The sequence below is a fragment of the Plantibacter sp. CFBP 8775 genome (assembly GCF_014839505.1).
GTDB lineage: Bacteria > Actinomycetota > Actinomycetes > Actinomycetales > Microbacteriaceae > Plantibacter > Plantibacter auratus.
In genome coordinates, this window is sequence record NZ_JACYNV010000001.1 from 2,337,941 (window position 1) to 2,361,075 (window position 23,135).

Below are 23,135 nucleotides of genomic sequence, written 5' to 3' on the forward strand. Positions count from 1 at the left end.
AACAGCGGACCGCCCTCCCGCACAGTGAAGCCGTGCGGGAGGGCGGTGGGTGGACGAGCTCAGCGCGTCGGTGCGTCGCCTGGCTCGGCGCCCTGCACGATCGGCACGCGCACGGCGCTGCCCCATTCCGTCCAGGACCCGTCGTAGTTGCGGACGTTGTCGAACCCGAGCAGGTGCTGCAGGACGAACCACGTGTGGCTCGACCGCTCGCCGATGCGGCAGTAGGCGATCACCTCGTCGCCCTCGGCGAGGCCCGCGCCGTCGCGGTAGATCGCGTCCAGCTCCTCGGCCGGCCGGAAGGTGCCGTCCTCGGCGACCGCCTTACCCCACGGGACGCTCTGCGCACTCGGGATGTGACCGGCGCGGAGCGCACCCTCTTCGGGGTAGGCGGGCGCCGTGGTGCGTTCACCGCTGTACTCCTCGGGGGAGCGGACGTCGATGAGCGGCTTGCCGAGGTGGGCGAGCACGTCGTCCTTGTAGGCGCGGAGGGCCGTGTCGTCGCGCTCCACCACGGGGTACTCGACGGCGTCGCGCTCCGTGGCGTCGCGGGTGATCGCCCGGCCGTCCGCGATCCACTTGTCGCGTCCACCGTCGAGCAGCCGGACGTCCTCGTGTCCGAAGAGGCTGAAGACCCACAGGGCGTAGGCGGCCCACCAGTTGTTCTTGTCGCCGTAGATGACGACGGTGTCGTCTCGCGAGATCCCCTTGGACCCGAGCAGCGCGGCGAACGCGGCTCCGTCGATGTAGTCGCGCTCGACCGGGTCGTTGAGGTCGGTGTGCCAGTCGACCTTCACCGAGCCGGGGATGTGGCCGGTCTCGTAGAGGAGGACGTCCTCATCGGACTCGACGACGACGAGACCGGGTTCACCCAGGTGCGCTTCAAGCCACTCCGCCGTGACGAGGCGCTCGGGGTGGGCGTAGGCGGTGAACTTGGTCGAGGTCGAATCGGCGTCGACGGTCATGGGTACCTCCGGTCGTGCAGCTGGCTGCGGTGGGGCTCGGGTGTCGTGCATCTAGGCTGGAAGCCTGTCCCTTCGACAGTACGCCGTCCGCACCACCGAACCGCACCGATGCGTCAGACGCCGTAACCCAGCACCCATGCAGAGCCAGAGGTTTGCCGTGACCACGCCTTCCGTCCCGACCGGATTCCGCAGCCTCACCGACCGTGTCCCCACGGTCAGTGGCGCCGAGATCGTCGCGAGCCTGACGCCGCCCCGGCAGTTCGAGCAGGCGAGCTTCGACTCGTACCGTCCGGATCCCGACTTCCCGGGCCAGGCGGCCGCGGTCGAGAAGCTCCGCGGCTTCTTCGCGCCTCAGGCCGGTGGCGGCGGCGGCGGCTTCTTCGGCCGGCGGAAGTCCAAGGCGCCGGCGGCCAAGCCGGGCATCTACCTGGACGGTGGCTTCGGCGTCGGCAAGACCCACCTCCTGGCCGCGCTCTGGCACGACGCTCCCGGTCGGAAGAAGTACTTCGGCACCTTCATCGAGTACACGGCCCTCGTCGGTGCGCTCGGCTACGCGGCGGCGGTCGCGCAGCTGACGGGCGCGACGCTCATCTGCATCGACGAGTTCGAGCTCGACGACCCGGGCGACACGATGGTCATGACCCGACTGCTCGGGGAACTCGTCGCGACCGGGACGAGGATCGCGGCGACCTCCAACACGCCGCCGAACGCCCTGGGGGAGGGCCGCTTCGCCGCAGCCGACTTCCTCCGCGAGATCCAGGCCATGAGCGCCAACTTCGAGACCCTCCGCATCGACGGCACCGACTACCGCCGCCGCAGCATCGAGGGACACGCCGTGGTGAGCCCCGAGGAGCGGTTCGACGCCCGCACCGCGGAGGCGGCGGCCGCCGACCGTGACGTCACGGTCGACACCTTCGACGGTCTCATCACCCACCTCGCCGCCGTCCACCCCTCACGATTCATCGGACTGCTCGACGGCGTCGACCTGATCGCGCTCCGCGACGTCCACGAGTTGACCGACCAGGGCCAGGCGCTCCGGCTCGTCGCGTTCATCGACCGGGTGTACGACGCACAGATCCCCGTGGTCACGACCGGCACGGCCCTCGACGAGGTGTTCGGTGGCGACATGCTCAACGGTGGATACCGCAAGAAGTACCTGCGCGCGATGTCGCGCATGATCGCCCTCACCTCGATGGACTGATCGGCCCCACCTGGTCACGAAACACGCTGTTTACCTGAGCGGCACTCGCGTAACACGTCGGAAACACGCTGACAGTCGTGCGGAAACCTCCGTTCCCCAGACTGGTCGCTGTACCGAGTCGGACGGCGAGGCCGAGCTCAGCCAGTCCTCACCATCTCGGGCACCCGTTGCAAGACCACGATGTGTGAGGAAGATCCAATGGATACAGGCAGTATCGCTTGGGGAGTCACGGCAACCGCTCTGGTGCTGTTCATGACCCCCGGCGTCGCATTCTTCTACGGCGGCCTCGTGAAGGCGAAGAGCGTCGTCAGCATGATGATGATGAGCTTCGGCGCACTGGGCCTCATCAGCGTGCTGTGGATCCTCTACGGCTTCAACATGTCGGCCGTCGGCAGCCCGCTGGAGTTCGCGGGCAACCCGTTCTCCGACTTCGGGATGACCGCACTCGCGAGCGGCGAGACCGCGAACACCGACCTCGTGGGAGCGACCTATGGCGCCACCTTCGCGATCATCACGATCGCGCTTATCTCCGGCGCCATCGCCGACCGCGCGAAGTTCGGCTCCTGGATGATCTTCGCCGGCCTTTTCGCGACCATCGCGTACTTCCCGATCGCCGCATGGGTCTGGGGCGGCGGCTGGATCATGAACCTCGGCACCACGCTCTTCGGTGAGGATGCAGGCATCGGCGTCATCGACTACGCGGGTGGAACCGCGGTGCACATCAACGCCGGAGCCGCAGCCCTCGCCCTCGCCCTGGTCCTCGGAAAGCGCATCGGTTTCCAGAAGGGCATCACGAAGCCGCACAACGTGCCGCTCACCCTCCTCGGAGCCGCCATCCTGTGGTTCGGCTGGTTCGGCTTCAACGCCGGCGCCGAGTGGCTGAACGAGCTCGCGAACGTCGGACTCATCGTCGTCAACACCGTCGGGGCCACCGCGGCCGCCATCATCGGCTGGATCGTCGTCGAGAAGTTCAAGGACGGCAAGGCGACCTCGGTGGGCGCCGCCTCCGGTGCCGTCGCTGGTCTCGTCGCCATCACCCCGGCGTGCGCGAACCTGACCCCGGGTTGGGCGCTGCTCCTCGGCATCGTGGCCGGCGCCGTCTGCGCCATCGCCGTCGAGCTGAAGTTCAAGCTCGGCTTCGACGACTCCCTCGACGTCGTGGGCATCCACCTCGTCGGTGGCCTCATCGGCACCCTGTACCTCGGCTTCTTCGCGACCGAGACCGGCCTCTTCGTCGGCGGCGGCATCGAGCAGCTCGCGGTCCAGGCCATCGCCGCCTTCGCCGTCCTCATCTACTCCTTCATCGTGGCCTTCGTCATCGGCTTCGCGATCGAGAAGACGATCGGCTTCCGCGTCAAGAACGAGGACGAGATCGCCGGCGTCGACACCTCCGTGCACGGCGAAGAGGGGTACGCCCTCGTCGACTGACCTCGACCGCCTCTGCTTCGTCGAACGGGCGTCGTCCACCAGGACGGCGCCCGTTCGGCGTCCCCTGCGGTGGGAGCCGCGGACGATAGGGTGACGGCGTGTCAACCTTCACCTCGATCATCCGCCGCGTCGCGAACGCACTCCTGGGCCCCTCCACCCGCGCCGCCTCCAGTGCGGTGCGGACCGCCGGCCTCGCGACGCCACCGACCACCACCACCGCTTCACCTGGACGCTCAGGCCGGACGGCGACGGTCGAGGTCGATCCGCGGGCGGTGGGCGCCGTGTCCATCGACTACGCCCCGTCCATCGACGGCGACCCTGATCCCGGCGAGATCGTCTGGACCTGGGTGCCGTACGAGGAGCGCGACGGACGTGGCAAGGACCGTCCGGTGCTCATCGTGGCGCGCTCGACCGGAGGCTGGGTGCTGGCGGTGCAGCTGACGAGCAAGGATCATTCGCAGGACGGTGAGTTCGTGCCGCTCGGCACCGGCGGATGGGACAGTGCCGGCCGTCCGAGTTGGGCGAACCTCGACCGCGTCTTCCGTGTGCACCCCGACGGGATGCGACGGGAGGCGGCTCAGGTCCCGCGTGATCGCTTCGCCCGAGTCGCCACTGGGCTCCGTTCGCGGTACGGGTGGCGCTGACCGACCAGCGACCGGTCGCTCAGGCGTATCGGTCGCTCCGGCGCGGCGCGGCGTCCCACGGCACCTGCCCGTGCTCCCAGGCGTCCGCGGAGCTGGGAGTGGCCGGTGCGGCGGACCGGCGGCCACCCGGCACGGCACGCTCCGCCTCGGCGAGCGTCGCGAACCGACCGATCAGTCGGCGGTCCTCTGACCGCGGAGCCCAGGTGACGCAGCGGAAGTAGGCAGGAGCGCCGCTCGGAGCGAAGTACTTCACGAGACCGGCCGGCCGGTCGGGTATCTCTCGCATCACGATCCACTCGGCCTCGCCGATGCGGATCGGCGGGGCAGCGGGCCGGTCGGACATGTTTCGAACATATGTTCGATTCTGAGGGATGTCAAGGCGCGTCGGCGCGGCACGTCGCTCCATCGGGGACGAAGACGTACGCGGACTTCGGTGGGCATCTGGGCAATGTCGGCGGTGACATGCGAGCTTGCCAGAGAGCCGTCCACGACATGCTCACAGCCGCCCCTGTCACACCCCAACGGCAGCTACGGGCTGGCCGAGGGGGCGGGCGACGTCAGCGACGCGGCGAACCGACTTGGGCAGCATCTCCGTGCTCGTGCAGGTCCAGAGTGATCCGTCCCCTCGGGAAGAGCTTGTCGCCGACGAGTGGAGCCGGGGCGGGCATCTCCTTTTGCGCCTCCCACACGACGTGCGCTTCATGAGCCTCTGGGTGGAACACCTCATCGACAACGCCGATGACGCCCGCTTTCGCTTGCCGATGCTGACTGTGTCGCTCGCGGTGGATGAACCACGGCATGCACAGCATCCAGATGAAGAACGATCCGAAGAACACGATCAACATCACCAACGGAGCGAGCGAGGTGTCCATGCAGTGCATGACAGCCAACGCGGCCCGCACGGACTCCCGGCGTGGCGAAGATCAACCGTGCCGCGTCTGCGTGTCAGCTGCGAGGGCGAGTTGGTTCACGACGGGCTCGCCAGGGCGAACGCTCGCCACGTCCCGTCCGGGGGCACGATCAGGCACGGCATTCCCAAGGCGGCACCGCCGACATCGTCGTGCGCTGAGTCGCCGATCATGAGGCAGTCCGTCGGATCGACGCCGAGCGCGTCCGCGGCCAGTCGGAAGATCCGCTGATCGGGTTTCACATAGCCGACCTCGTAGGACAGGATCACCGCGTCGAATGCAGTGGCGATACCCCATCGTTCGAGCGCGGGGCGGATGTCCAGCGCGATGTTCGAGACGATCCCGAGACGCGTCCCCGCTGCTGATGCTCGGGCGATGAAGTCGGATGCGCCTGCGTTCAACACCCATTGGTTCGGCATCACCGCGTACAGCGCTTCGGCGACGTCGATCGGTATCGCGTCGTCATGGCTCAGGGTCGAGACGAAGGCGTGCCGATGCGCGGTGGGGTCGAGGTCCCAGTCCAGAACCGGGAACAGCCGTCTGGCTTCAACCCACACGTTTCGGATCCGCTCACGTGGGATCTTCCCCGGCGCAGGCCCACCCGCGACCAGGTCGCTCGCCTCGTCGATCCACTCGGCCACCGGCCGGACGACCGCCAAGGTGTTGTGGAAGTCGAGGAGCACCGCGCTCGGGCGCGCAGCCGAGTGGTGCGACGGTCGCGCCTCAGCCGGGCCCGTCGCGCGCACAGGCTGACCGGAAGTTCCATCACCGCTGCACTCGCTCGTCCCAGCAACCTAGCTCAGCGCCGCAACCGAAGGGATCGATCACCGCCCATGGTGGTGGGTCGTCGGCTCTTCCTGCCTATCCGACGCGTTCGAGCGGCTCGACCGGAGCCGACCGCTCGATCTCGGCGACCCAGGCGTGTCGGGTCTCCGGATCCTTCCGGATCGACAGGAGCCGGTCCATGTAGGGCTCGAGCGCCGTCACCTTGTCGAGCGGTGCCCCGATCACGAGCTGGAAGCCGAGCCGCAGCCAGGCGACCACCGCACGGCCGGCGAACTCCGAGTCCGCCTTGATGAAGCCCTCGTCGAGCAGCACCGGTGCGAACCTCGGACGCGGGCGGTCCTCGTCGCCGAGCTGGTAGCGCAGGGCAGCGCCGACGATGAACGCGACGAGCTCCTGGGTCTCGCCACCGCTCTTGTCGCCGAGCGAGGAGTAGACGCTGACGTCCTGCCCAGACGTGTCGTACCGCACGGCGGTGATCTCGACGTGACGGCGCACGTCGAGCACCTGTTCGCGGGTCGACTGGGACCCGGCACCCGTGTCGCGCATCGACTCCATGAACCGGCGGAGCCGCTGGAAGCGGGCCTCCAACTCGTCGTCGTCGAGGTTCGCGGTGACTTCGCTCGACAGCGCCCGAAGCTCGCGCCGGAAGGCGGAGGCCTCCTCGCGATGCACCCGGCGGAGGACGATCTTCAGCCGATCGTGCGCCGGTCCGAACGGCAGGTCGCGCAGGATGTCGTTGACCGGGACCAGGCGGTCCTCGATCTCCTCGACGGCGCTGTCGAACGTGCTGCTGAGGGGGACCAGGTCCTCGCCGCTCCACTGGGACAACCGACGGCGCCACTCCTGACGGCGCTCGGGGAGACCGGTGCCGAGGATGCCGTCGAGGATCGCCCGGTAGTCGCCATAGGACTCGAGCGTCGTGCCGAGGTTGGGGTCGTGCCAGATCGACTGGTACTGCTCGAACACGTGCACCTGTGCAAGCGCGGCCTGCTCCGCCTGGCGGACGGCCGACGACAACTCGTCACCGAGCCGGGCGCGGAGCCGCTTCATCGCGTCGCCGAACCCGCCGAGTGACGGCACGCCGCCCACCGCTGCGAGGGCGGCTTCGATCCGATCGACGTCGGCGGGGGAGACCTCCTCCACCTCGGAGCGCTCGAAGCGGTCGATGACCGTCGTCGCCGCGTCCTGCTGATCGACGAGGACCCCGTGCTCCTCGTCGAGGCGTCTGACACGGTCTTCGGCCGGGAACCGCTCGGCGTTGGCGGCGTCGAGTTCACGTTGGGCGGCCGCCACCGAGCCCTGGAGCTCCTGCAGGACGTCACTGGCGTCGAGCAGACGCTCCAGCTCGGCCGCGGCGGCGTCACGATGCGCCGCAGCTCCGGCGACGTCGATCCTGGCCCACTCGGTGTCGAGTCGGTACCGGTGGGCGGCCCGCTCGGCCTCACGACGCGACAGCCGCTGCTGGATGCCGGCCTGTCGACCGGCGATGAGCTCGAGGCGCCCACGGATCTCGGCCGTCTCCGCCTCGATCGACGCGATGCGTGCCTCATTGGTGAAGCCGAGGATCGGTGCGCCGCCCGTGTCGCCGTGGGAGCCGCGGCGGCCGTCACGCAGCTGGCCGTTCATGGTCACGCGGCGACCGCCGCCCGAGAGCTCCGACGGAGACTCCACGCACCGCGCGTCGATCCGGTCCGAGGTGACGCGCTGCTCGATCCACGTGCTGAACGGGGAGGTGCGGTATGTGACGCGGCCGGAGATGAACGCGGGGTCACCCGCTTCCGGGGAGGACGGCTCATGCAGCGGGACACCTTCGAACTGCAGGCGGACCGGGATCCGGACGGCGTCGATCGCGCGGCCGAACGCATCGAGGTGTTCCTCGTCGACGAGGACGGTCCTCGCGAGACCGTGCAGGGTGACCTCGATCGCGGGACGCCAGGCGGCATAGGCGGGAGCGACGTCGATGAGTTCGGCCACGAACGGCAGCTGTTCCGGATCGAGTCCGGCTGCCTCGGCGAGGGCGAGCCTCGCCCGGTGGAGTCGATCGGGGACCGCGCCGTCACGGCCGCGAAGCGATTGCAGCTCACGGCGGAGCTCGGTGTTGCGCTCCTCGAGAGGGAACGCTTCGCGATGCAGCTGGGCGCGATCGGTCTCGATGGCGTCGAGCGCGGTGTCGTCGTCGGCGAGGAAGTCCTCGCTGCGGCCGAGCGCACGCCGGAACGAGGCTTCGTCCTCGATCGGATCGTCGAGGACCTCGGTGCGCTCGTCGAACAGCGACCTGGCTCGTGCCACCTCGGCGTGCGTCGCCTCCGCGGCCTCACGGCGTTCCTCGGCACGCCGCAGCGCGCTCCCGCCCTGCTCCGACACCTGCCGCTCGAGTTCACGGACGCGGACACCCGCCGCAGCGGCTCGTGCCCGCGCCGCCTCCAACGTGGCTCCGGCCTCGAGCTTCTCCCGCCGGTTCCGGGAGACCGCTTCATCGAGTAATGCCTCGTGCGCGCGACTGCGCCAGACGGTGAACGGTGTCGTACCGTCCTCGGTGAAGCCGAGGCGCTCGAGGTCGGCAGCCGCCCGGTGCCCGTCCTCGTAGTCGCGACGCAGCTCACCGAGCCGCTCGAGCACCCGAGCCTTGCGGCTCTCGGTCTCCATCGCGAGGTACGCCTCGTCGAGCGCTTCGAAGTGCGACAGCGCCCGGTCGGCCGCGTCGTACGTGCTCGGACGCTCCAGCACCATCGACTTGTACAGGCCGTCGACCGTCGGCAGGTGCTGGCCCGCCTGGATCCGGGCCAGCAGACGCATCGCCCGACCACCGTCGCCACCGGCACCGATGCCGAGACGGGTGTGCAGCGTGTAGGACAGCTCCGCGTAGGTGTCGCGGACGACGAATCCGGGGATGCGACCCTGGAGCTCACCGGCGTCGAACCGCTTCGGCACGAACGCCTCGAGATCCGTGAGCTCGAACGGCCCGTCGACGGTCGCCATGGTCATCGACAGGTCACCGGTGCGCAGCGCACGTCGGGGGACGAGGTAGGCGCGCACGACGGTGAAGCGACGGTCGTCGTCGTTGAGGAACGTCACCGCCACGGCACCCCAGGTGAGCTGATCCGTGCCGCGCAGGTTGATGTCGCGCATCGCGCCGGTCTGCGGGTCCCGTGCCGAGTCGACCTTGCCGCGGAGATAGGTGAGCAGGTTGCGCTGGTCGGGATTCCGTGCCCGTCCGACCGCCGCGTCGTTGGAGGCTCCGTTGAACGGCACGTCCGACGGCATCATGACCGCGAGGTACGCGTCCATGAGCGAGCTCTTCCCGGTTCCGGAGGCGCCGGAGATGAGCGTCGCGCGGGAGGCGAAGTCGACCGATCGGTACCCGTCAAACCCACCCCAGTTGATGACCTGCATCCGTTCGATGCGCCACTGCTCGACGAGGTCCAGCAGGGTGTCGGTGTCCGTGGAGCGGCTCATCGGTCGTCCTCTGCTGCTTGTGGCTGGGTCTGGTCGTCGGGGGAGTCCTGCGACTCGGCTGCGGTGCCGTCGGGCTCGTCGTCCGAGTCCGCGTCGGCATCGGTTCGCGGCTGTTCGGAGGCCGGATCGACAGCTGCGGTCTGCGTTTCGAGCCACTCCAGGAGTTCCTGGAGGCGCTCGAGGGGGAGCAGCGTCTCCACCACCGACGCGATCCGGTGGCGGCGGGCGTCCTTGGTCCGCAGCAGGACGCGCGCGGTCAGCAGCTTGTCGATCGCGCGCTCGACGCGTCCGTCGTCGCGGGCGCGGTCGGTGGCGTGCTCGGGCCGGAAGCTCGCGACGAAGCCGAGGAGCTCGTCGTGTTCGACGATCGCGGCCCGTGCACCGTTGGCCAGTTCGGTCCGGAGACGCGTCCGCAGGTAGACGAGCAGGATCGTCTCCTCGCGGCTGTAGCTGGTGTCGTGCAGCAGGGTAGGGAAGGGACGCCGCCCGCTCTCCGAGCCCGCCTGGCGCTTGAAGGCGACCTCGGCCGAGCGGTCCACCTCGAGCTCCAGGAACAGCTCGTTGAGGCGGGACCGCAGCAGCGACTCGGACTCGAGGACCGTCCGCCACTCGGCAGGCTGGAGCGCGGGGCTGACGTAGCGGTGCTTCAGCAGAGCGACCAGCGCACGACGTTGAGCGGCGTCGAGGCGTCCCTCGTCCCCTTCGAAGAGGGCGAACGAGTCGTCGTCCGGGCCGGCGACCGGCGCGTCGGCGGGTGCGACGGCGTCGAGTCCGTCCGTCGTCAGGGCGTCCGACGTCGAATCCGTCGTCGCCGTCACGGTGGGATCCGTCTCGGAGGTCATGTCATTCCGTTCCGCGCCCGGCCTGGTCGGCCGGAGCAGTCGTCGTGGTCGTCGTGGCTCGCGTCAGCGCTGCGACACCGGCCTCACCCAGTGGGAAGGCCGGGAGTTCGAACGCGGTGGTCGTCCCGTCCGGACGGACCGTCTCGTAGCGACGGCGTGGTGCCTGCTCGTCGTACGTGCCCAGCTGGGTCATGAGGTGGACGAGGCCGAAGAGCTCCACCGGTCGTCGGAGTTCCGGATCGAGCCCGGAGAACGCCACATGGGCGTCCTCGGCACCGGAGGTCACCGCGTCGAGAAGTCCGGCCCGGAGTTCGTCGAGGAGCGGACCGCCCTGCGACCGGAGGGTGTCGAGCGACATCGCCGCGCCGTCGGTCCGTTCGACGGACGTCGCGATCGGCGGCGGAGCGACCTCGACGTCCGGATCGTAGAACCGCTCGCGCAGGTGCTGGATGTCGATGGTCTCGGGGAGGAGCGGCAAGTCGACGGTGGCGCGTGGTCCCGCAGTCCGCATCCAGATGCCGAGGCGCTGGTTCAACGCTCGCAGGGTCGTGTCGAGCTCGCGGTCCTGCACGACGTCGTGATGCACGATGTGGTCGCGGAGCGTCGCGGTGAGCCGCCGACGCTGCGCGAGGACGTCGTCGATCCCCTGTCGGATGATCCCGACGGCACCCCGGAAGCCACGGAGCTCCGCGGGCCCGAGCCTGGACGAGAAGGGGTGGTCGAGGATCGTGGAGAGGTCGCGCTTGAGGTTCTGCAGCAGATCGTCGTTGCGGAGGAGCTCGAAAGCGCCCTCGAAGGCCCGACCCTCGGCCGTCGCCGTCATCAGCTCGTCGGTGCGCCGGAGGTAGTCGTCCAGGATCTCGCCGATCGGACGGGTGTCGTTCCGGAAGTCCTCGACGATCCGCCGGTGCATCGCGATGACCGACTCCTCGACCCGGCGGAAGTCGCTCGGGAGCTGACGGATGAGGTCGGCGATGTTCGCGTAGCCGTCCTGCATCCGGTCATCGCTCGCCGCGACGACGATGCCGCCGGCTGCGACCCGTTCGCGTTCCGCCTGGAGCTCGGCGAGCTGCGCGTCGATACGACGCAGATGCTCGTCACGATCCGGGTCGGCCTGGAGCGCCCATCGGCGCACGGAGTCGAGGATCATGGTCAGGCGCGACTCACTGATGAGGGCGCGGTCGTGTGCGAGTCCGTCGACGAGCGAGACCGCTTCGAGCGCGTGCGAGGTGAGCGAGTACTGTTCCTCGCCGTCGTCGGTGCTGGTCCGGACGAGCCACTGGTCGTGGACCCACTCCCGGCAGAGGGACCGTCCGCCACCGCGTTCATCGCCGCCGGCCGGGATCCGCGCACCGCGCGCCGCGAGTTCGCCGAGGTACTCCTCGACCTGCAGGTGGAAGCGGTCCGCTGCGACGAACTGGACGTCGCGGCCGAACGTGGTACGGAAGATCGCGACCACCGCGGGTGCCGTCGGTCGGCTCAGCAGCCGGATCGCGGGACGCTCCAGCGCGTCCCGGACGCGGCCGAACTCTGCGTCGATCTCTCCCACTGCACTCCTCGATCGTCCGGGCACACGAACACCCCGAGGCCACCGCAGCTGCCAGATTATCAGCGCACCGCACCCGTGGTGAGCCACGCCGAGCATCGTCGGTCCCGATCAGCCCGGGTCCGGTCCGGCCGCTGTCAAGGTCCAGGGTGAGGCCGGGTGGTCCGGTTACGGTGAGGACATGGGAACAGAGCGATGCCCCCAGGTCCTGCGGGGAGACGGTTGAGCCACGCGAACGGTGATCGCCGGTGATCCGGTCCGCGCTGCGGACGCTCGGCTGGTGGGCGCGCGACTACGCCTACGCGCTCGTCTGGCAGCTCCGGGCGTTCGTCAGCCGCACCGATCCGCATGACTTCCTGTCCGGCGACCGGTCGCCGATCGTCGTCCTCCCGGGCGTCTACGAGACCTGGCGGTTCCTCGAGCCGCTCATCCGCCGACTCCACGACGACGGACACCCGGTACACGTGATCGACCCGCTCGGACGCAACGACCGCTCGGTCCCGGTGGCGGCACGACTCGTCGCCGACTACCTCGAGGCGAACGGGCTCGGCGACGTCGTCCTCCTCGCGCACAGCAAGGGCGGGCTCGTCGGCAAGTACGTCATGTCGCTCGGCGGCGGGGGAGCCCGGATCTCCGGGATGCTCGCCGTCGCGGCGCCGTTCGCCGGATCGCGGTACGCGAGGCTCATGCTCCTCCCGAGCCTGCGCATCTTCACGCCCGACGACCCGACGATCCTCGCGCTCTCCCGGGAGGCGACCGTCAACCCGAGGATCGTCTCCGTCTACGGGCGCTTCGATCCGCACATCCCGGGCGGCAGCCGACTCGACGGTGCCAAGAACGTGGAACTCGACACCGGCGGCCACTTCCGGATCCTCGCCGACCCGCGGGTGTTCGCGGAGGCACAGCTGCTGGCGGACGGGCGGGACGCATGACGATCGAGACGTTCAAGACCGCGGTCCACCCGCCCACGACCGTGGACGTGGTCGTTCCGGTGAAGGACGATGCCGCGCTCCTGCGCCGCTGTCTGCGCTCACTGCGCGCGCAGCACACCGGACCCGCATCGATCATCGTCGTCGACAACGGCAGCCGCGATCGCGCCGAGGTCGCGGCCATCGCCGAGCGGTACGGCGCGGTCCTCATCGATGAGCCGATGCCCGGCATCCCCGCTGCGAACGCAGCCGGCTTCGACCACGCGACGGCGACGGTCGTCGCGAGACTCGACGCGGACTGCGTGCCGCCGCCGGACTGGTTGACCCGGATCACCGAGGCGTTCGCGACGGACCCGGAGCTGGAGGCGCTCACCGGCCCCGCCGTCTTCATCGACGGTCCCCGCCCGCTCCGAGCACCGCTCGCCGGCCTCTACCTCGGGGCGTACCGGCTCTTCGTCGGAGCCGCCCTCGCCCAGGTCCCGATCTTCGGATCCAACTGTGCGATCCGGCGCACGACGTGGGACCAGATCGCCGAGGCGGTGCACCGCGAGGATGCGGAACTGCACGACGATCTGGACGTCTCGGCCCATCTGGGTCTCCACCGACGCGTGCGCTACGACCGGTCGCTCGGGATGGGGATCTCGATGCGCCCGTTCACCGATGCCGGTTCACTCGCACTCCGGATGCGTCGGGGCTGGACCACCCTGCGTGTGCACTGGCCGGAGGAGCTGCCCGCCGTCCGGTGGCTCCAGCGCGGCACACGACTGCGCACCGGTTCACCGGGCTCGCTTCGTCGCTGACGAGTGATGCCCCGGGCGGCGGCCGACGAGACGGCACTGCCCGGTCGACCGTTACGCGCCGGACCCCGTCGCCACCACGCTGGTGGTCGCGATCGACAGACGGCTCGGGGTGGTCGACTGAACGCGGACCCAGTCGTCACCCGCCCGCCGCACGGCGCCGGCCTCAGCGAACGCCTCCAGCCAACCGGTCATCGGCCAGGTTCCCCACCGGTCGGCGAACCGCGCGCCGTTGCGGAGGATGTCGTCGAAGTGCTGCCAGGGCGGGCGCTGCGTCTCGTGGTGCTGGTGGTAGGCGTGGGCGCCTCCGACCCACACGAGTGGCGTCCCCGCCGCGTTCAGGGCGAACGCGAAGTCGGTGTCCTCGCCGCCGTAGCCCTCGTAGCCCTCGTCGAAGCCTCCGGTCCGGGACCACGTCGACGCACTCGTCGCGAACGACAACGACCAGAACAGCGGGTACTCGTCCTCGGTGGCGACGCGCTCCGAGCCGTCGTCCGGGTTCGGTCTCGCCGCATGCGGTGCCGTCGCCGCCGCCAATGCGCGGCGGTCGGTGACGTCCACGCCTGGCTGCAGGTAGGTCACCGGGCCGCAGAGGACGGCGCCCGGGTGACGATCGGACGCCTCACGGTAGCGGTCGAGCAGTGCAGGCCCGGGGACGCAGTCCGCGTCGAGGAACACGATGAGGTCGGCACCGCGCTCGATGGCCAACGTGGCACCGGCGTTCCGACCCGCAGCGAGGCGCAGCCCGTCCGGCCCCGGTGGGAGGTGGACCGTCAGTTCCGCATCGAGAGCCGGTGGTGCGTCGTCACCGATCCACACGACGAGTCGCTCCACCACGTCGCCCGACGTCGGCATGAACGCCCCGACGGCCTCGAGCTGCCGTTCGAGGTGCCCGAGTCGTGGGAGCGAGCACAGGGTCACGATCGATGTCCTCATCGCCAACCCCCTGCAGGATCGCCGGCCGCGACCGCCTCGATCGCCTCCGCAGCTCGTCGGGCGGCGCCCGCCACCTGCCAACGAGACCAGTCGGGCTGGAACTCCGAGGCCCGGTCGAGGATGCCCGTCCAGTCCGCGGCGTCGGGCCAGGACGCCCGCACGACCGCCAGCTCGTTGGCCTCGAGTGCATGTGCGGTGGACACCTGCTCGCCGAACGGGCGCTCCTGTGGGACCACGACAGCCGTGACGCCGGCCGCGGCGAGATCGGCGATCGCGTTCTGACCGGCCCACGACACCACCACCTCCGCCCGGCAGAGCGCGTCCCACGGGTCGTCGGTCCAGACGGACCCGGCACCGGTGCCGAGTGAGGTCCAATCGCGACCGCTGGCGCGTACGGCCTCCTCCACGGCATCCCGCGACACCGCGGAACCCCCGGCCCCGGCGAGGAGGAGCACCCCGCTGCGCCCGGCTTCCGCGGACGTCCGCTCGCGTCCCTCGAAGCGACTGATGCCGCCGGTGTACACCACCTTGTTCTGCACGGGACGCAGGTGCTCCAGCTGTAGCACGCCGTGAGGCCATGGGGCGATGATCGTCGACGCCGCACGGAAGGCAAGCGCGTGCGGCTCGTCGTCGCGGTGGCCCGGCTGTGCCATGACGACGGTGGGGACACCGAGCAGGCGTGCGAGGAGCACCACCTCGACGGAGACGTCCACCACCATCGCGTCCATCTGCTGCTGAGCGAGGGCGGCGGCGATGGTCGCAAGACGAGCACGGTGACCGGCATGGCCGAGTGGCGCCCAGTGCAGCAAGCCCTCCGCGGTCGGATCACAGTCGTCCGGGGCAGACGCGCCGTCCGGCACGTCGTCATCCCGGTCGAGCACCACCCAGGAACAGTTCGAGGGGAGTCCCACCGGAGCCGGGAACGAGCTGAAACAGACGATGTCGGCGTCGAGGTGGGGTGCGACGGCGAGCAGACGCGTCACGTGCCCCCGTCCGTGGTGGTGCACGTACCAACCGATGCGGGGCCTCACGAGCTGAACTCGTCGACGCGACCGGAACCGAGCACGGGCGAGTCGCCGAGGAGCGCGGCGAAGTGCTCCTCGAGCCGGCCCACCCTGGCGTCGAGCGAGAACCGGGCGAGGGCGGATGCCCGGATCGAGGCGCGGAATCCCCGGTCGAGCTCCGACTGCCGGATCAACCCGTCCACGCGGTCCGCCATGGCCGCCAGGTCTCCTGGTGCGACGACCTGCATACCGACACTCGCCTGGGCGATCTCGGGCACGCCGCCGACGGCGAAGCTGACCACCGGGGTCCCGGTCATCAGCGCCTCCGGTGCGACGAGACCGAACGGCTCGGCCCATGCCGGTGTCGAGACCGCTGCCGCGCTCCGCCCCACGAGCGTGGCGAGACGCGTCGGGTCGAGCGGCCCGACATGTCGGACGTCACGTCCCAGCAGCGGCGACAGGACGCGCTCGGCGTACACCGGATCGCCCACGCGACCGGCGATGACGAGCCGTCGCCCCAGTCGGCGGGCGACGTCGACCGCGAGGTGCGGAGCCTTCTCCGCGACGACCCGTCCGAACCACACGAGGTCGTCACCGCCTCGGCCTGCCCGCCAGGCATCCGGATCGATGCCGTTCAGGAGCACCTCGGACTCGACACCGGCCGTCGCCCACGTGCGCTTGGTGAACTCGCTCACCGCCAGGAACCGGCTGCCGTCGGAACCGGCCCGGTTCGCTGCTGCGGCGACGGCCTCGTCGACCGGCGTGTGCAGGGTGGTGATCATGGGGACGCCCAGCTCAGGTGCCAGTTCCACCGGGAGCGCGTCCAGGCAGTGGTTGGACACGACGTCGTATCGCCCTGGCCGAGCGGCGATCGCTTCGAGCGCGCGACGCAATGCCGGGACGGATCGGGTCATGTGGCCCGGGGGATACCGCTCGTCGTCGGGGGAGGACCACCGCGGCCACCGCAATTCCGGCAGTTCGAAGACGCTGCCGCGCTCGACGAAGTCGGACCCGCGGACGCCGATGAACGTCACCTCGTGGCCTCGTGCGCGAAGCGCGGTGACCTCCGACCACACGGCGGATTCGAGCCCGCCGGCGTGTGGACGACGGATGGGGAAGCGCAGCGGGGCGATGACGACGACGCGCAGTCGTGGACCGGCCGTCACGAGGCGCGCTCGGCGATGACTCGGCGGTACAGCTCGGCGTGCGCTGCTGCACCGACGGCGTCGTCGACGACGCGACGGGCACGGCGATCAGCGACGGTCGCGCCCCGACCGGCCGAACCGGCTCGGGACGCGCCATCCGCTTCGAGGAGCTCGCCGACGGCACGCTCGAGTGACGCTCCGTCCCCGAGGTCGTACGCGGAGACCGTGTCGTCGGGATGCTGCTCGAGGTACGCTCCGATCCCGGACGGGACGGCGACGGACACGCCGAGATCCCAGCAGAGTTCGAGCCAACCCGAGTGCGTGCCGTGCCGGTACGGAAGGAGACAGACGTCCAGGCGGCTGAGTGCGATGGCGAGTCCGAGGTCGTCGAGACGCTCGTGCTCGATGAGCAGCGCGGCTTCCGATCTGCCGACAAGCCGTCGGACGGCCTCGCGTGCCTCCGGATCCCGGACCGCATGGTGCATCCGGACCTCTGCGACGACGTCCGCTCCACGGCGGCGCAGGCGTTCGACCGCGTCGATGAGGGTGGTGACGGCACCGACCGCATCGACATTGGGGCGCAGGTCCTTCAGGTGGACGCCGACCCGCGTCTCCGCCGACGGCAACACGAGCGGAACCGTGACGTCATCCGACAGGAGCGACGGGTGCGGGATCACGACGGCGTCGCGGCCCCAATGTTCCCGGATGCCGGCGGCGGCGCCAGGAGTCAGGGTGATCAGGGCGTCCGCGCCACGGACGAGCTCGTCGAGCTGCGCCTCGTATGCCCCCTGGTACTCCAGCTGCGGGTGCTCGAGGTCGTGCACCGTGTAGACGACCGACCAGCCGACCTGGTGCGCTGCCTCGATGCACGAGGTCACGTGTCCGGGTGGGAACGACTCCGTCCCGAAGTGGATGTGCAGCACGTCGGCATCGACGGCGTGGTCGTGGATCCAGTCCGGATCGAGGGCGGCGGGCGGCCACCAGACGCCCGATGGCGCTCCGTCGACCGGTGGATCGCTCAGCACGTCGATGTCGGGCGAGGCGGTGATGCGGCCGACGTAGGGGTGCGCGGCCGGGATCGAGACGACGCGGATCGGACGAGATGCCGGGTCGGCGGCTCGATCGGTGGCGTGCGACATCACGGTCGACTGCATGGCGGGATCCCCTGTACGGATGCGGGCGCGAGAGGCGCGGACGGGTCGGCACGATACGGGCGCCGTCCTCCGAACATAGGTCCGATGACGAGAGTGCCCGCGACCCTTGACGCGGGCCCCCCACTGCACCACCATGACGCAGGTGATCGCAGCCCCACCCCGTCTCCTCATGGTCGGCCCACAGCACCACGGCGTCGTCCAGTACGCGATCGACGTCGCCGACGCTGTCGTCCACGCAGACCCTCGCGCGGAACGGGTGTACGCCTCGACCCCGGCCGACGCCGTGCTTCTGCTCGACGGCGTGGACCGTGCCCACGTCCACGTCACCGACCGTCTCTTCGGCCGGTCACCCGAAGAGGCGGCGGACGCCGTCGAGCGTCTCGCGGACGCCACCGAGTTGACGGTCACCCTCCACGACATCCCGCAGACCTCGGACGGCAGGATGCTGGACCGCCGCATCGCCGCCTACGCACGGTTCATCGCAGCCGCCCACGCGACGGCCGTCAACAGCCGGCACGAGCAGGCGCTCGCTGAAGAGTTCCTCGGCGTCAGTGCCGCGACCGTTCCGCACGCCATTCCGCTCGGCTCCCGGATCGGGACGGCGGCGGTCACGGCCGACGATGCATCGCTGACGGGAACGGCCCGCCCACTCACCGTCCTCATCGCCGGATTCATCTACCCAGGTAAAGGTCATTCGTCGGCGATCCAGGCGGCTTCGCGTGCGACGGAGGATCTCCGTGCCACCGGTCACCAGGTCGCCGACGTCGTCGTCCGTGCCATCGGCGCCCCCTCGGCCGGGCACGAGGACGACGTGCTCGACCTCGAGGCGGAAGCACGCGCCGCCGAAGTCTCGTTCGAGGTGACCGGATATCTCGACGATGCGGCGTTCACCGCGCAGATCTCGCGCCCCGGCATCCCCCTGGCCGCGCACGGCCATGTCTCCGCGTCACGCTCGATGCTCGACTGGGTCGAGGCAGGCCGCCGACCGCTCGTCGTCGACTCGCGCTATGCAGCGGAGATGGACCAACTGCGCCCGGAGACGATGGTCCGCTACGACCCGTCGACGCTTCACACCGAGTTGGCCGCGGCCTGGCTTGATCCCTCCCGGACGCGCCTGCCCGCCGGTCGTAGCCTCCGCCCGGCGCTGCCGGACACCGCGAGCGCGTACCTCGACTGGTGGGGCGCGACGGCCGGTACCGGTCGGCACCGCCCGCCGACGCTTTAGCACGCTCGCAGGAGCGACGCACCACCCTGGCCTCCGGTCGCTCGACCTGGGATCGTGGAACGATGACGCACAACGCACGGGACGGGTCGACGACGGACAGCTGGCGGTCTCGCGGCACGAGCGAGCCGGTGTCCGAGCGGAGCATCGAACAGGTCGACGCCTGGTGGCGCGCCGCGAACTACCTGTCCGTCGGGCAGATCTACCTGCTCGACAACCCGCTCCTCCGCCGCCCGCTCGAAGCCGTTCATGTGAAGCGCCGGCTCCTCGGCCACTGGGGGACCGCTCCGGGATTGAATCTGACGTACGCGCATCTCAACCGCGTGATCGCGGAGCGCCACCAGTCGGCGATGTTCATCGCCGGGCCCGGGCACGGCGGGCCGGCGATCCTGGCGAGCGCCTACCTGGACGGCACCTACAGCGAGATCTACCCGGACGTCGCCGAGACCGAGGCCGGGTTGACCCGGTTCTTCCGTCAGTTCAGCTTCCCCGGCGGGGTTCCGAGTCATGCGGCGCCCGAGACACCCGGCAGCATCCATGAGGGTGGCGAACTGGGGTACGTCCTGAGCCACGCGTACGGCGCGGCCTTCGACAACCCAGATCTCCTCGTCGCAGCGGTCGTCGGCGACGGTGAAGCGGAGACCGGACCGCTCGCGACCAGCTGGCACTCCAACAAGTTCATCGACCCGGTCCAGGATGGCGTCGTCCTGCCCATCCTGCACCTGAACGGCTACAAGATCGCGAACCCGACGGTCCTGGCGCGCATCCCACGCTCCGAACTCGAGAGTCTCCTGCGCGGATACGGACACGAACCGTTCTTCGTCGAGGGCGGGTTCGACGGCGAGGATCCGATGGAGGTCCACCGCAGGTTCGCCGAGGTCCTCGATGTCGTGCTCGACCGCATCGCGGCCATCAAGTCCCGGGCCGCCGCCGGAGACACCGGACGGCCGGTGTGGCCCATGATCGTGCTGCGCACACCGAAGGGCTGGACCTGCCCGGAGGTGATCGACGGCGTCCGGGTCGAGGGGACGTTCCACGCGCATCAGGTCCCGCTCGCCGACGCTCGGGACACCGAGGAGCACACGCGGATCCTGGAGTCCTGGATGCGGAGCTACCGGCCTGAGGAGCTCTTCGACGAACATGGTGCGGTGGTTCCGCTCGTGCGGGAGCTCGCTCCGCTCGGGGAGGCCCGGATGAGCGCGACCCCGCACGCCAACGGAGGTCTGCTGCGCACGGAACTCGACCTCCCCGCGATCGACGACGCCGCCGTCGTGGTGGACGCCCCGGGTGGTCGCGACGCCGGGGCGACGGGTGTCCTGGGGTCGTGGCTCACGGAGGTGATCCGGCGTAACCCGACCACCTTCCGGATCTTCGCTCCCGACGAACTCGCCAGTAACCGACTCCAGGCGGTCTTCGAAGTGACCGAACGGCAGTGGAACGCCGAGACCGTCCCGGGCGACGAGCATCTCGCCCGCGCCGGCAGGGTCATGGAGATGCTCAGCGAGCACCAGTGCCAGGGCTGGTTGGAGGGCTACCTGCTCACCGGTCGGCACGGCCTGTTCACCTGCTACGAGGCCTTCATCCACATCGTCGACTCCATGTTCAACCAGCACGCGAAGTGGCTGAACGGTTCACGTGAGTTGCCGTGGCGGCGCCCGGTGGCGAGCCTCAACTACCTCCTCACGAGCCACGTCTGGCGTCAGGACCACAACGGCTTCAGCCACCAGGACCCCGGGTTCATCGACCACGTCGTCAACAAGAAGCCCGATGTCATCCGGGTGTATCTGCCGTTCGATGCGAACACCCTCCTGGCCGTCTCGGAGCACTGTTTGCAGAGCACGGACGAGATCAACGTCATCGTCGCGGGCAAGGACCAGGAACCCGTGTGGCTCGGCATCGACGACGCTCGCGCGCACTGCGCCCGCGGGCTCGGCATCCTGCCCTTCGCCGGTTCAGAGCGTGCGGGGGAGCGCCCGGACCTCGTCATGGCCTGTGCCGGGGATGTCCCCACGCTCGAGACGCTGGCCGCCGTGAGTATCCTGCGCGAACGCATCCCGGAGCTGTCCGTCCGGGTCGTGAACGTGGTCGACCTCATGCGACTCATGAGCGAGGATCAGCATCCGCACGGCCTCTCCGACGCCGAGTACGACAGCGTGTTCACGACGGACCGTCCAGTCGTCTTCGCCTACCACGGGTACCCGTGGCTCATCCATCGGCTGACGTACAAGCGCCACGGGCACGATCAGCTGCACGTCCGCGGGTACCTCGAGAACGGGACCACCACGACACCGTTCGACATGGTGATGCTCAACGAGATCGACCGGTTCTCGCTCGTGTGCGACGCGATCGACCGGACGCCGGGGCTCGGCGAGCGGTTCGCGGGTCTCCGTCAGGAGATGCAGGACGCCCGGCTCCGAGCCCGAGCGCACACCAGGGAGTTCGGCGAGGATGCACCCGAGATCACCGGCTGGCGCTGGCCCGCTGTCGGTTAGGACCGCCCCGTGACGGGTCGCTCGAGCTCTCGGAGGAGCGTCGGGAACTCGTCCGCGAACTCGCGGGCGAGGGCTCCGAGGGGGCCGATCCGGTCGGCGAGCCGATCGCCGGAGGCGGCGTGCAGCACGGTACCCCAGCAGCTCGCCGCGAGCGGGGAGAGTCCGCGTGCCGCGAGCCCGGCGATCGCACCGGCCAGGACGTCACCGCTCCCCGCCGTCCCGAGGGCCGGACTCCCGCCGGGCGCGATGAAGTCCCGCTCCCCGTCGGAGACCCTGCCCTGACAGGTGACGACGGCTCCGAACCGTCGCGCCAGCTCGAGCGCCGCCGTGTCCGGGTCGGCCTCGTCCACGTCGAGGAGGATCGCGGCCTCGGCCACGTTCGGCGTGAATACAAGGCGGCCCTCCAGCCCCTTCGAGAAGTCGGGAGCGTGTGACAGGGCACCGAGCGCGAAGGCGTCGAGGACCACGACGGTGTCGGCGCCAAGGAGCGGGCGCACACCGTCGAGGAGTGCCACGGCTTCGTCCGCGTCGTCGAGGCCAGGACCGAGCAGCAGACAGTCGACGTCCAGGACGTCCTCGAGGGGGCCGGCACCGTCACCCCGGACGGCTCCGCCGCTGGTCTCCGCCAACCCGATCACGCCTGCCTCCGGGAAGGCGATCGCGAGTGGAGACGCTGCCGACGCACCGACCGCGAGCGTGATCCGACCCGCGCCGACCCTGAGAACGGCGAGGCCCGCCAAGGCGACCGCCCCGGGCGTCATTCGCGCGCCGCCGACCACGAGCACCGACCCACGATCGTCCTTCGACGATCCGGGATCGGGGAGTGGCCAGTCGGCGAGGACCTCGGGCGTGAGCGTGGCGGGGTCAGCTTCGGACATCGTTCGCCCCCGAGTGCTCGGTGACCGGAACCTGCGCCTGCTGCAGGTGCGCAGTCGCATTCGCCGCCCGCGCCTTCCACGCCCGTCCGTCGTGGACGAGGTGGGTGAAGGACGCGTTCGGCGTCGGACGGAGAGCGGCCTCCTCCAGGACGCGACGCTCGTCCCACCCCTCGCAGATGTAGCGGAAGAGCGAGATGACGGCGTCGTGACAGACCACCAGGGCCCGCGTGCGGTCGGTGTGCCGGTCCAGGTCGCCGATGAACGAGCGGAGGCGGAGGGCCACGTCCGTCCAGGCCTCACCTCCTGGCGGTCGATAGTAGAACTTGCCGAGGAACCGTCGTCGAGCGGCCTCTTCCGGGAACTCGGCGTCGACGCCGATCGAGGTGAAGGTGTCGAGGATACCGAGTTCGCGATCACGCAGCCGCTCGTCGACGACAGGACGAAGCTCATCGGCGTCGAGCGCTGCGGCCCGAAGGGCGACCACGGCCGTCTCGTGCGCTCGCCGATAGGGCGAACTGAACACGATGTCCGGCCGGTCGGCGGGTGTGAGGGCCGCGAGACGTCTCCCCACCGCAGCCGCCTGCTCGAGCCCGAGTGCTGAGAGCGGAACGTCGGCGTCACGGCTCGGAACGGCGATGCGGTGGGATTCCGAGCGATCGGCTTCGAGTGCGGCGACGTTCCCGGCGCTCTCACCGTGGCGGACGAGGATCAGTTCCGTGATGGCCATGGATCCACGGTAGCCAGCACGATTCGGCGGCCGCAGACCTTGACGATTCGACGATGATCCTCCATGGAGCGACGCCGG

General features: G+C 69.9%; 20 protein-coding genes. 7 read left to right on the forward strand and 13 right to left on the reverse strand.

Annotated elements, in window-relative coordinates:
- Positions 1–59 precede the first annotated feature (59 nt).
- Positions 60–962 carry a sulfurtransferase gene (locus IFR14_RS11025; protein WP_121290722.1) on the reverse strand — a complete coding sequence of 301 codons (903 nt, stop codon included), beginning with the start codon at positions 960–962 and terminating at the stop codon, positions 60–62.
- 136 nt (positions 963–1,098) lie between these two features.
- Between IFR14_RS11025 and zapE the strand changes: the two genes are divergently transcribed.
- From zapE to IFR14_RS11040, 3 genes are all read left to right on the forward strand, one after another.
- Positions 1,099–2,163 (forward strand): cell division protein ZapE, encoded by a 1,065-nt coding sequence (zapE, locus tag IFR14_RS11030; RefSeq protein WP_191941085.1) that lies wholly within the window; start codon positions 1,099–1,101, stop codon positions 2,161–2,163.
- 198 nt (positions 2,164–2,361) lie between these two features.
- Complete coding sequence (locus IFR14_RS11035; RefSeq protein ID WP_085510852.1) at positions 2,362–3,591, forward strand: ammonium transporter; 1,230 nt, start codon at positions 2,362–2,364, stop codon at positions 3,589–3,591.
- A 98-nt stretch (positions 3,592–3,689) separates the two neighbouring features.
- Positions 3,690–4,235 (forward strand): type II toxin-antitoxin system PemK/MazF family toxin, encoded by a 546-nt coding sequence (locus IFR14_RS11040; RefSeq protein WP_342365684.1) that lies wholly within the window; start codon positions 3,690–3,692, stop codon positions 4,233–4,235.
- 19 nt (positions 4,236–4,254) lie between these two features.
- Here the strand turns inward: IFR14_RS11040 and IFR14_RS11045 are convergent, their stop codons facing one another.
- The 6 genes from IFR14_RS11045 to IFR14_RS11070 form a co-directional block, all read right to left on the reverse strand.
- A complete protein-coding gene (locus IFR14_RS11045; RefSeq protein WP_191941086.1) occupies positions 4,255–4,578 on the reverse strand; it encodes a hypothetical protein in 324 nt (107 codons plus the stop codon).
- 214 nt (positions 4,579–4,792) lie between these two features.
- Positions 4,793–5,107, reverse strand: coding sequence for a hypothetical protein (locus tag IFR14_RS11050; protein WP_191941087.1), 315 nt, complete (start codon positions 5,105–5,107; stop codon positions 4,793–4,795).
- 95 nt (positions 5,108–5,202) lie between these two features.
- Complete coding sequence (locus tag IFR14_RS21195) at positions 5,203–5,889, reverse strand: HAD-IA family hydrolase (protein ID WP_191941088.1); 687 nt, start codon at positions 5,887–5,889, stop codon at positions 5,203–5,205.
- Positions 5,890–6,004: 115 nt separating this feature from the next.
- A complete protein-coding gene (locus IFR14_RS11060; protein ID WP_191941089.1) occupies positions 6,005–9,385 on the reverse strand; it encodes an ATP-binding protein in 3,381 nt (1,126 codons plus the stop codon).
- Complete coding sequence (locus IFR14_RS11065; RefSeq protein ID WP_191941090.1) at positions 9,382–10,227, reverse strand: DUF4194 domain-containing protein; 846 nt, start codon at positions 10,225–10,227, stop codon at positions 9,382–9,384. The genes IFR14_RS11060 and IFR14_RS11065 overlap by 4 nt, the downstream gene beginning before the upstream one ends.
- 1 nt (position 10,228) lies before the next feature.
- The gene (locus IFR14_RS11070) at positions 10,229–11,776 is read right to left on the reverse strand and encodes a DUF3375 family protein (protein ID WP_191941091.1); all 1,548 of its coding nucleotides are present in this window, start codon (positions 11,774–11,776) and stop codon (positions 10,229–10,231) included.
- A gap of 248 nt (positions 11,777–12,024) precedes the next feature.
- Between IFR14_RS11070 and IFR14_RS11075 the strand changes: the two genes are divergently transcribed.
- Positions 12,025–12,705, forward strand: a complete 681-nt coding sequence (locus tag IFR14_RS11075; protein ID WP_191941310.1) for an alpha/beta hydrolase — start codon at positions 12,025–12,027, stop codon at positions 12,703–12,705.
- On the forward strand, positions 12,702–13,502 hold the full coding sequence (locus tag IFR14_RS11080) for a glycosyltransferase family A protein (protein WP_191941092.1): 801 nt from the start codon (positions 12,702–12,704) through the stop codon (positions 13,500–13,502). The genes IFR14_RS11075 and IFR14_RS11080 overlap by 4 nt, the downstream gene beginning before the upstream one ends.
- Before the next feature lie 51 nt (positions 13,503–13,553).
- Here IFR14_RS11080 and IFR14_RS11085 read toward each other — a convergent pair whose 3' ends face one another.
- From IFR14_RS11085 to IFR14_RS11100, 4 genes are read right to left on the reverse strand one after another with little or no spacing between them, the layout of a single operon-like run.
- The gene (locus tag IFR14_RS11085; RefSeq protein WP_198425041.1) at positions 13,554–14,435 is read right to left on the reverse strand and encodes a glycosyltransferase family 2 protein; all 882 of its coding nucleotides are present in this window, start codon (positions 14,433–14,435) and stop codon (positions 13,554–13,556) included.
- Positions 14,432–15,466 carry a glycosyltransferase gene (locus IFR14_RS11090; RefSeq protein ID WP_191941093.1) on the reverse strand — a complete coding sequence of 345 codons (1,035 nt, stop codon included), beginning with the start codon at positions 15,464–15,466 and terminating at the stop codon, positions 14,432–14,434. The genes IFR14_RS11085 and IFR14_RS11090 overlap by 4 nt, the downstream gene beginning before the upstream one ends.
- Positions 15,463–16,605, reverse strand: coding sequence for a glycosyltransferase (locus IFR14_RS11095; RefSeq protein WP_191941094.1), 1,143 nt, complete (start codon positions 16,603–16,605; stop codon positions 15,463–15,465). The genes IFR14_RS11090 and IFR14_RS11095 overlap by 4 nt, the downstream gene beginning before the upstream one ends.
- Positions 16,602–17,738 carry a glycosyltransferase gene (locus IFR14_RS11100; protein WP_191941095.1) on the reverse strand — a complete coding sequence of 379 codons (1,137 nt, stop codon included), beginning with the start codon at positions 17,736–17,738 and terminating at the stop codon, positions 16,602–16,604. Before IFR14_RS11100 ends, IFR14_RS11095 begins: the two co-directional genes overlap by 4 nt.
- 133 nt (positions 17,739–17,871) lie before the next feature.
- Here IFR14_RS11100 and IFR14_RS11105 point away from each other — a divergent pair, with 133 nt between their 5' ends.
- A complete protein-coding gene (locus IFR14_RS11105; RefSeq protein WP_194718763.1) occupies positions 17,872–18,963 on the forward strand; it encodes a hypothetical protein in 1,092 nt (363 codons plus the stop codon).
- A 62-nt stretch (positions 18,964–19,025) separates the two neighbouring features.
- Positions 19,026–21,452, forward strand: coding sequence for a phosphoketolase family protein (locus IFR14_RS11110; RefSeq protein WP_191941096.1), 2,427 nt, complete (start codon positions 19,026–19,028; stop codon positions 21,450–21,452).
- Here IFR14_RS11110 and IFR14_RS11115 read toward each other — a convergent pair.
- Positions 21,449–22,330: an ADP-dependent NAD(P)H-hydrate dehydratase gene (locus tag IFR14_RS11115; protein ID WP_191941097.1), complete on the reverse strand. Its 882-nt coding sequence runs from the start codon at positions 22,328–22,330 to the stop codon at positions 21,449–21,451. The genes IFR14_RS11110 and IFR14_RS11115 overlap by 4 nt on opposite strands.
- A complete protein-coding gene (locus IFR14_RS11120) occupies positions 22,317–23,057 on the reverse strand; it encodes a histidine phosphatase family protein (protein WP_124769327.1) in 741 nt (246 codons plus the stop codon). The genes IFR14_RS11115 and IFR14_RS11120 overlap by 14 nt, the downstream gene beginning before the upstream one ends.
- Positions 23,058–23,135 lie beyond the last annotated feature (78 nt).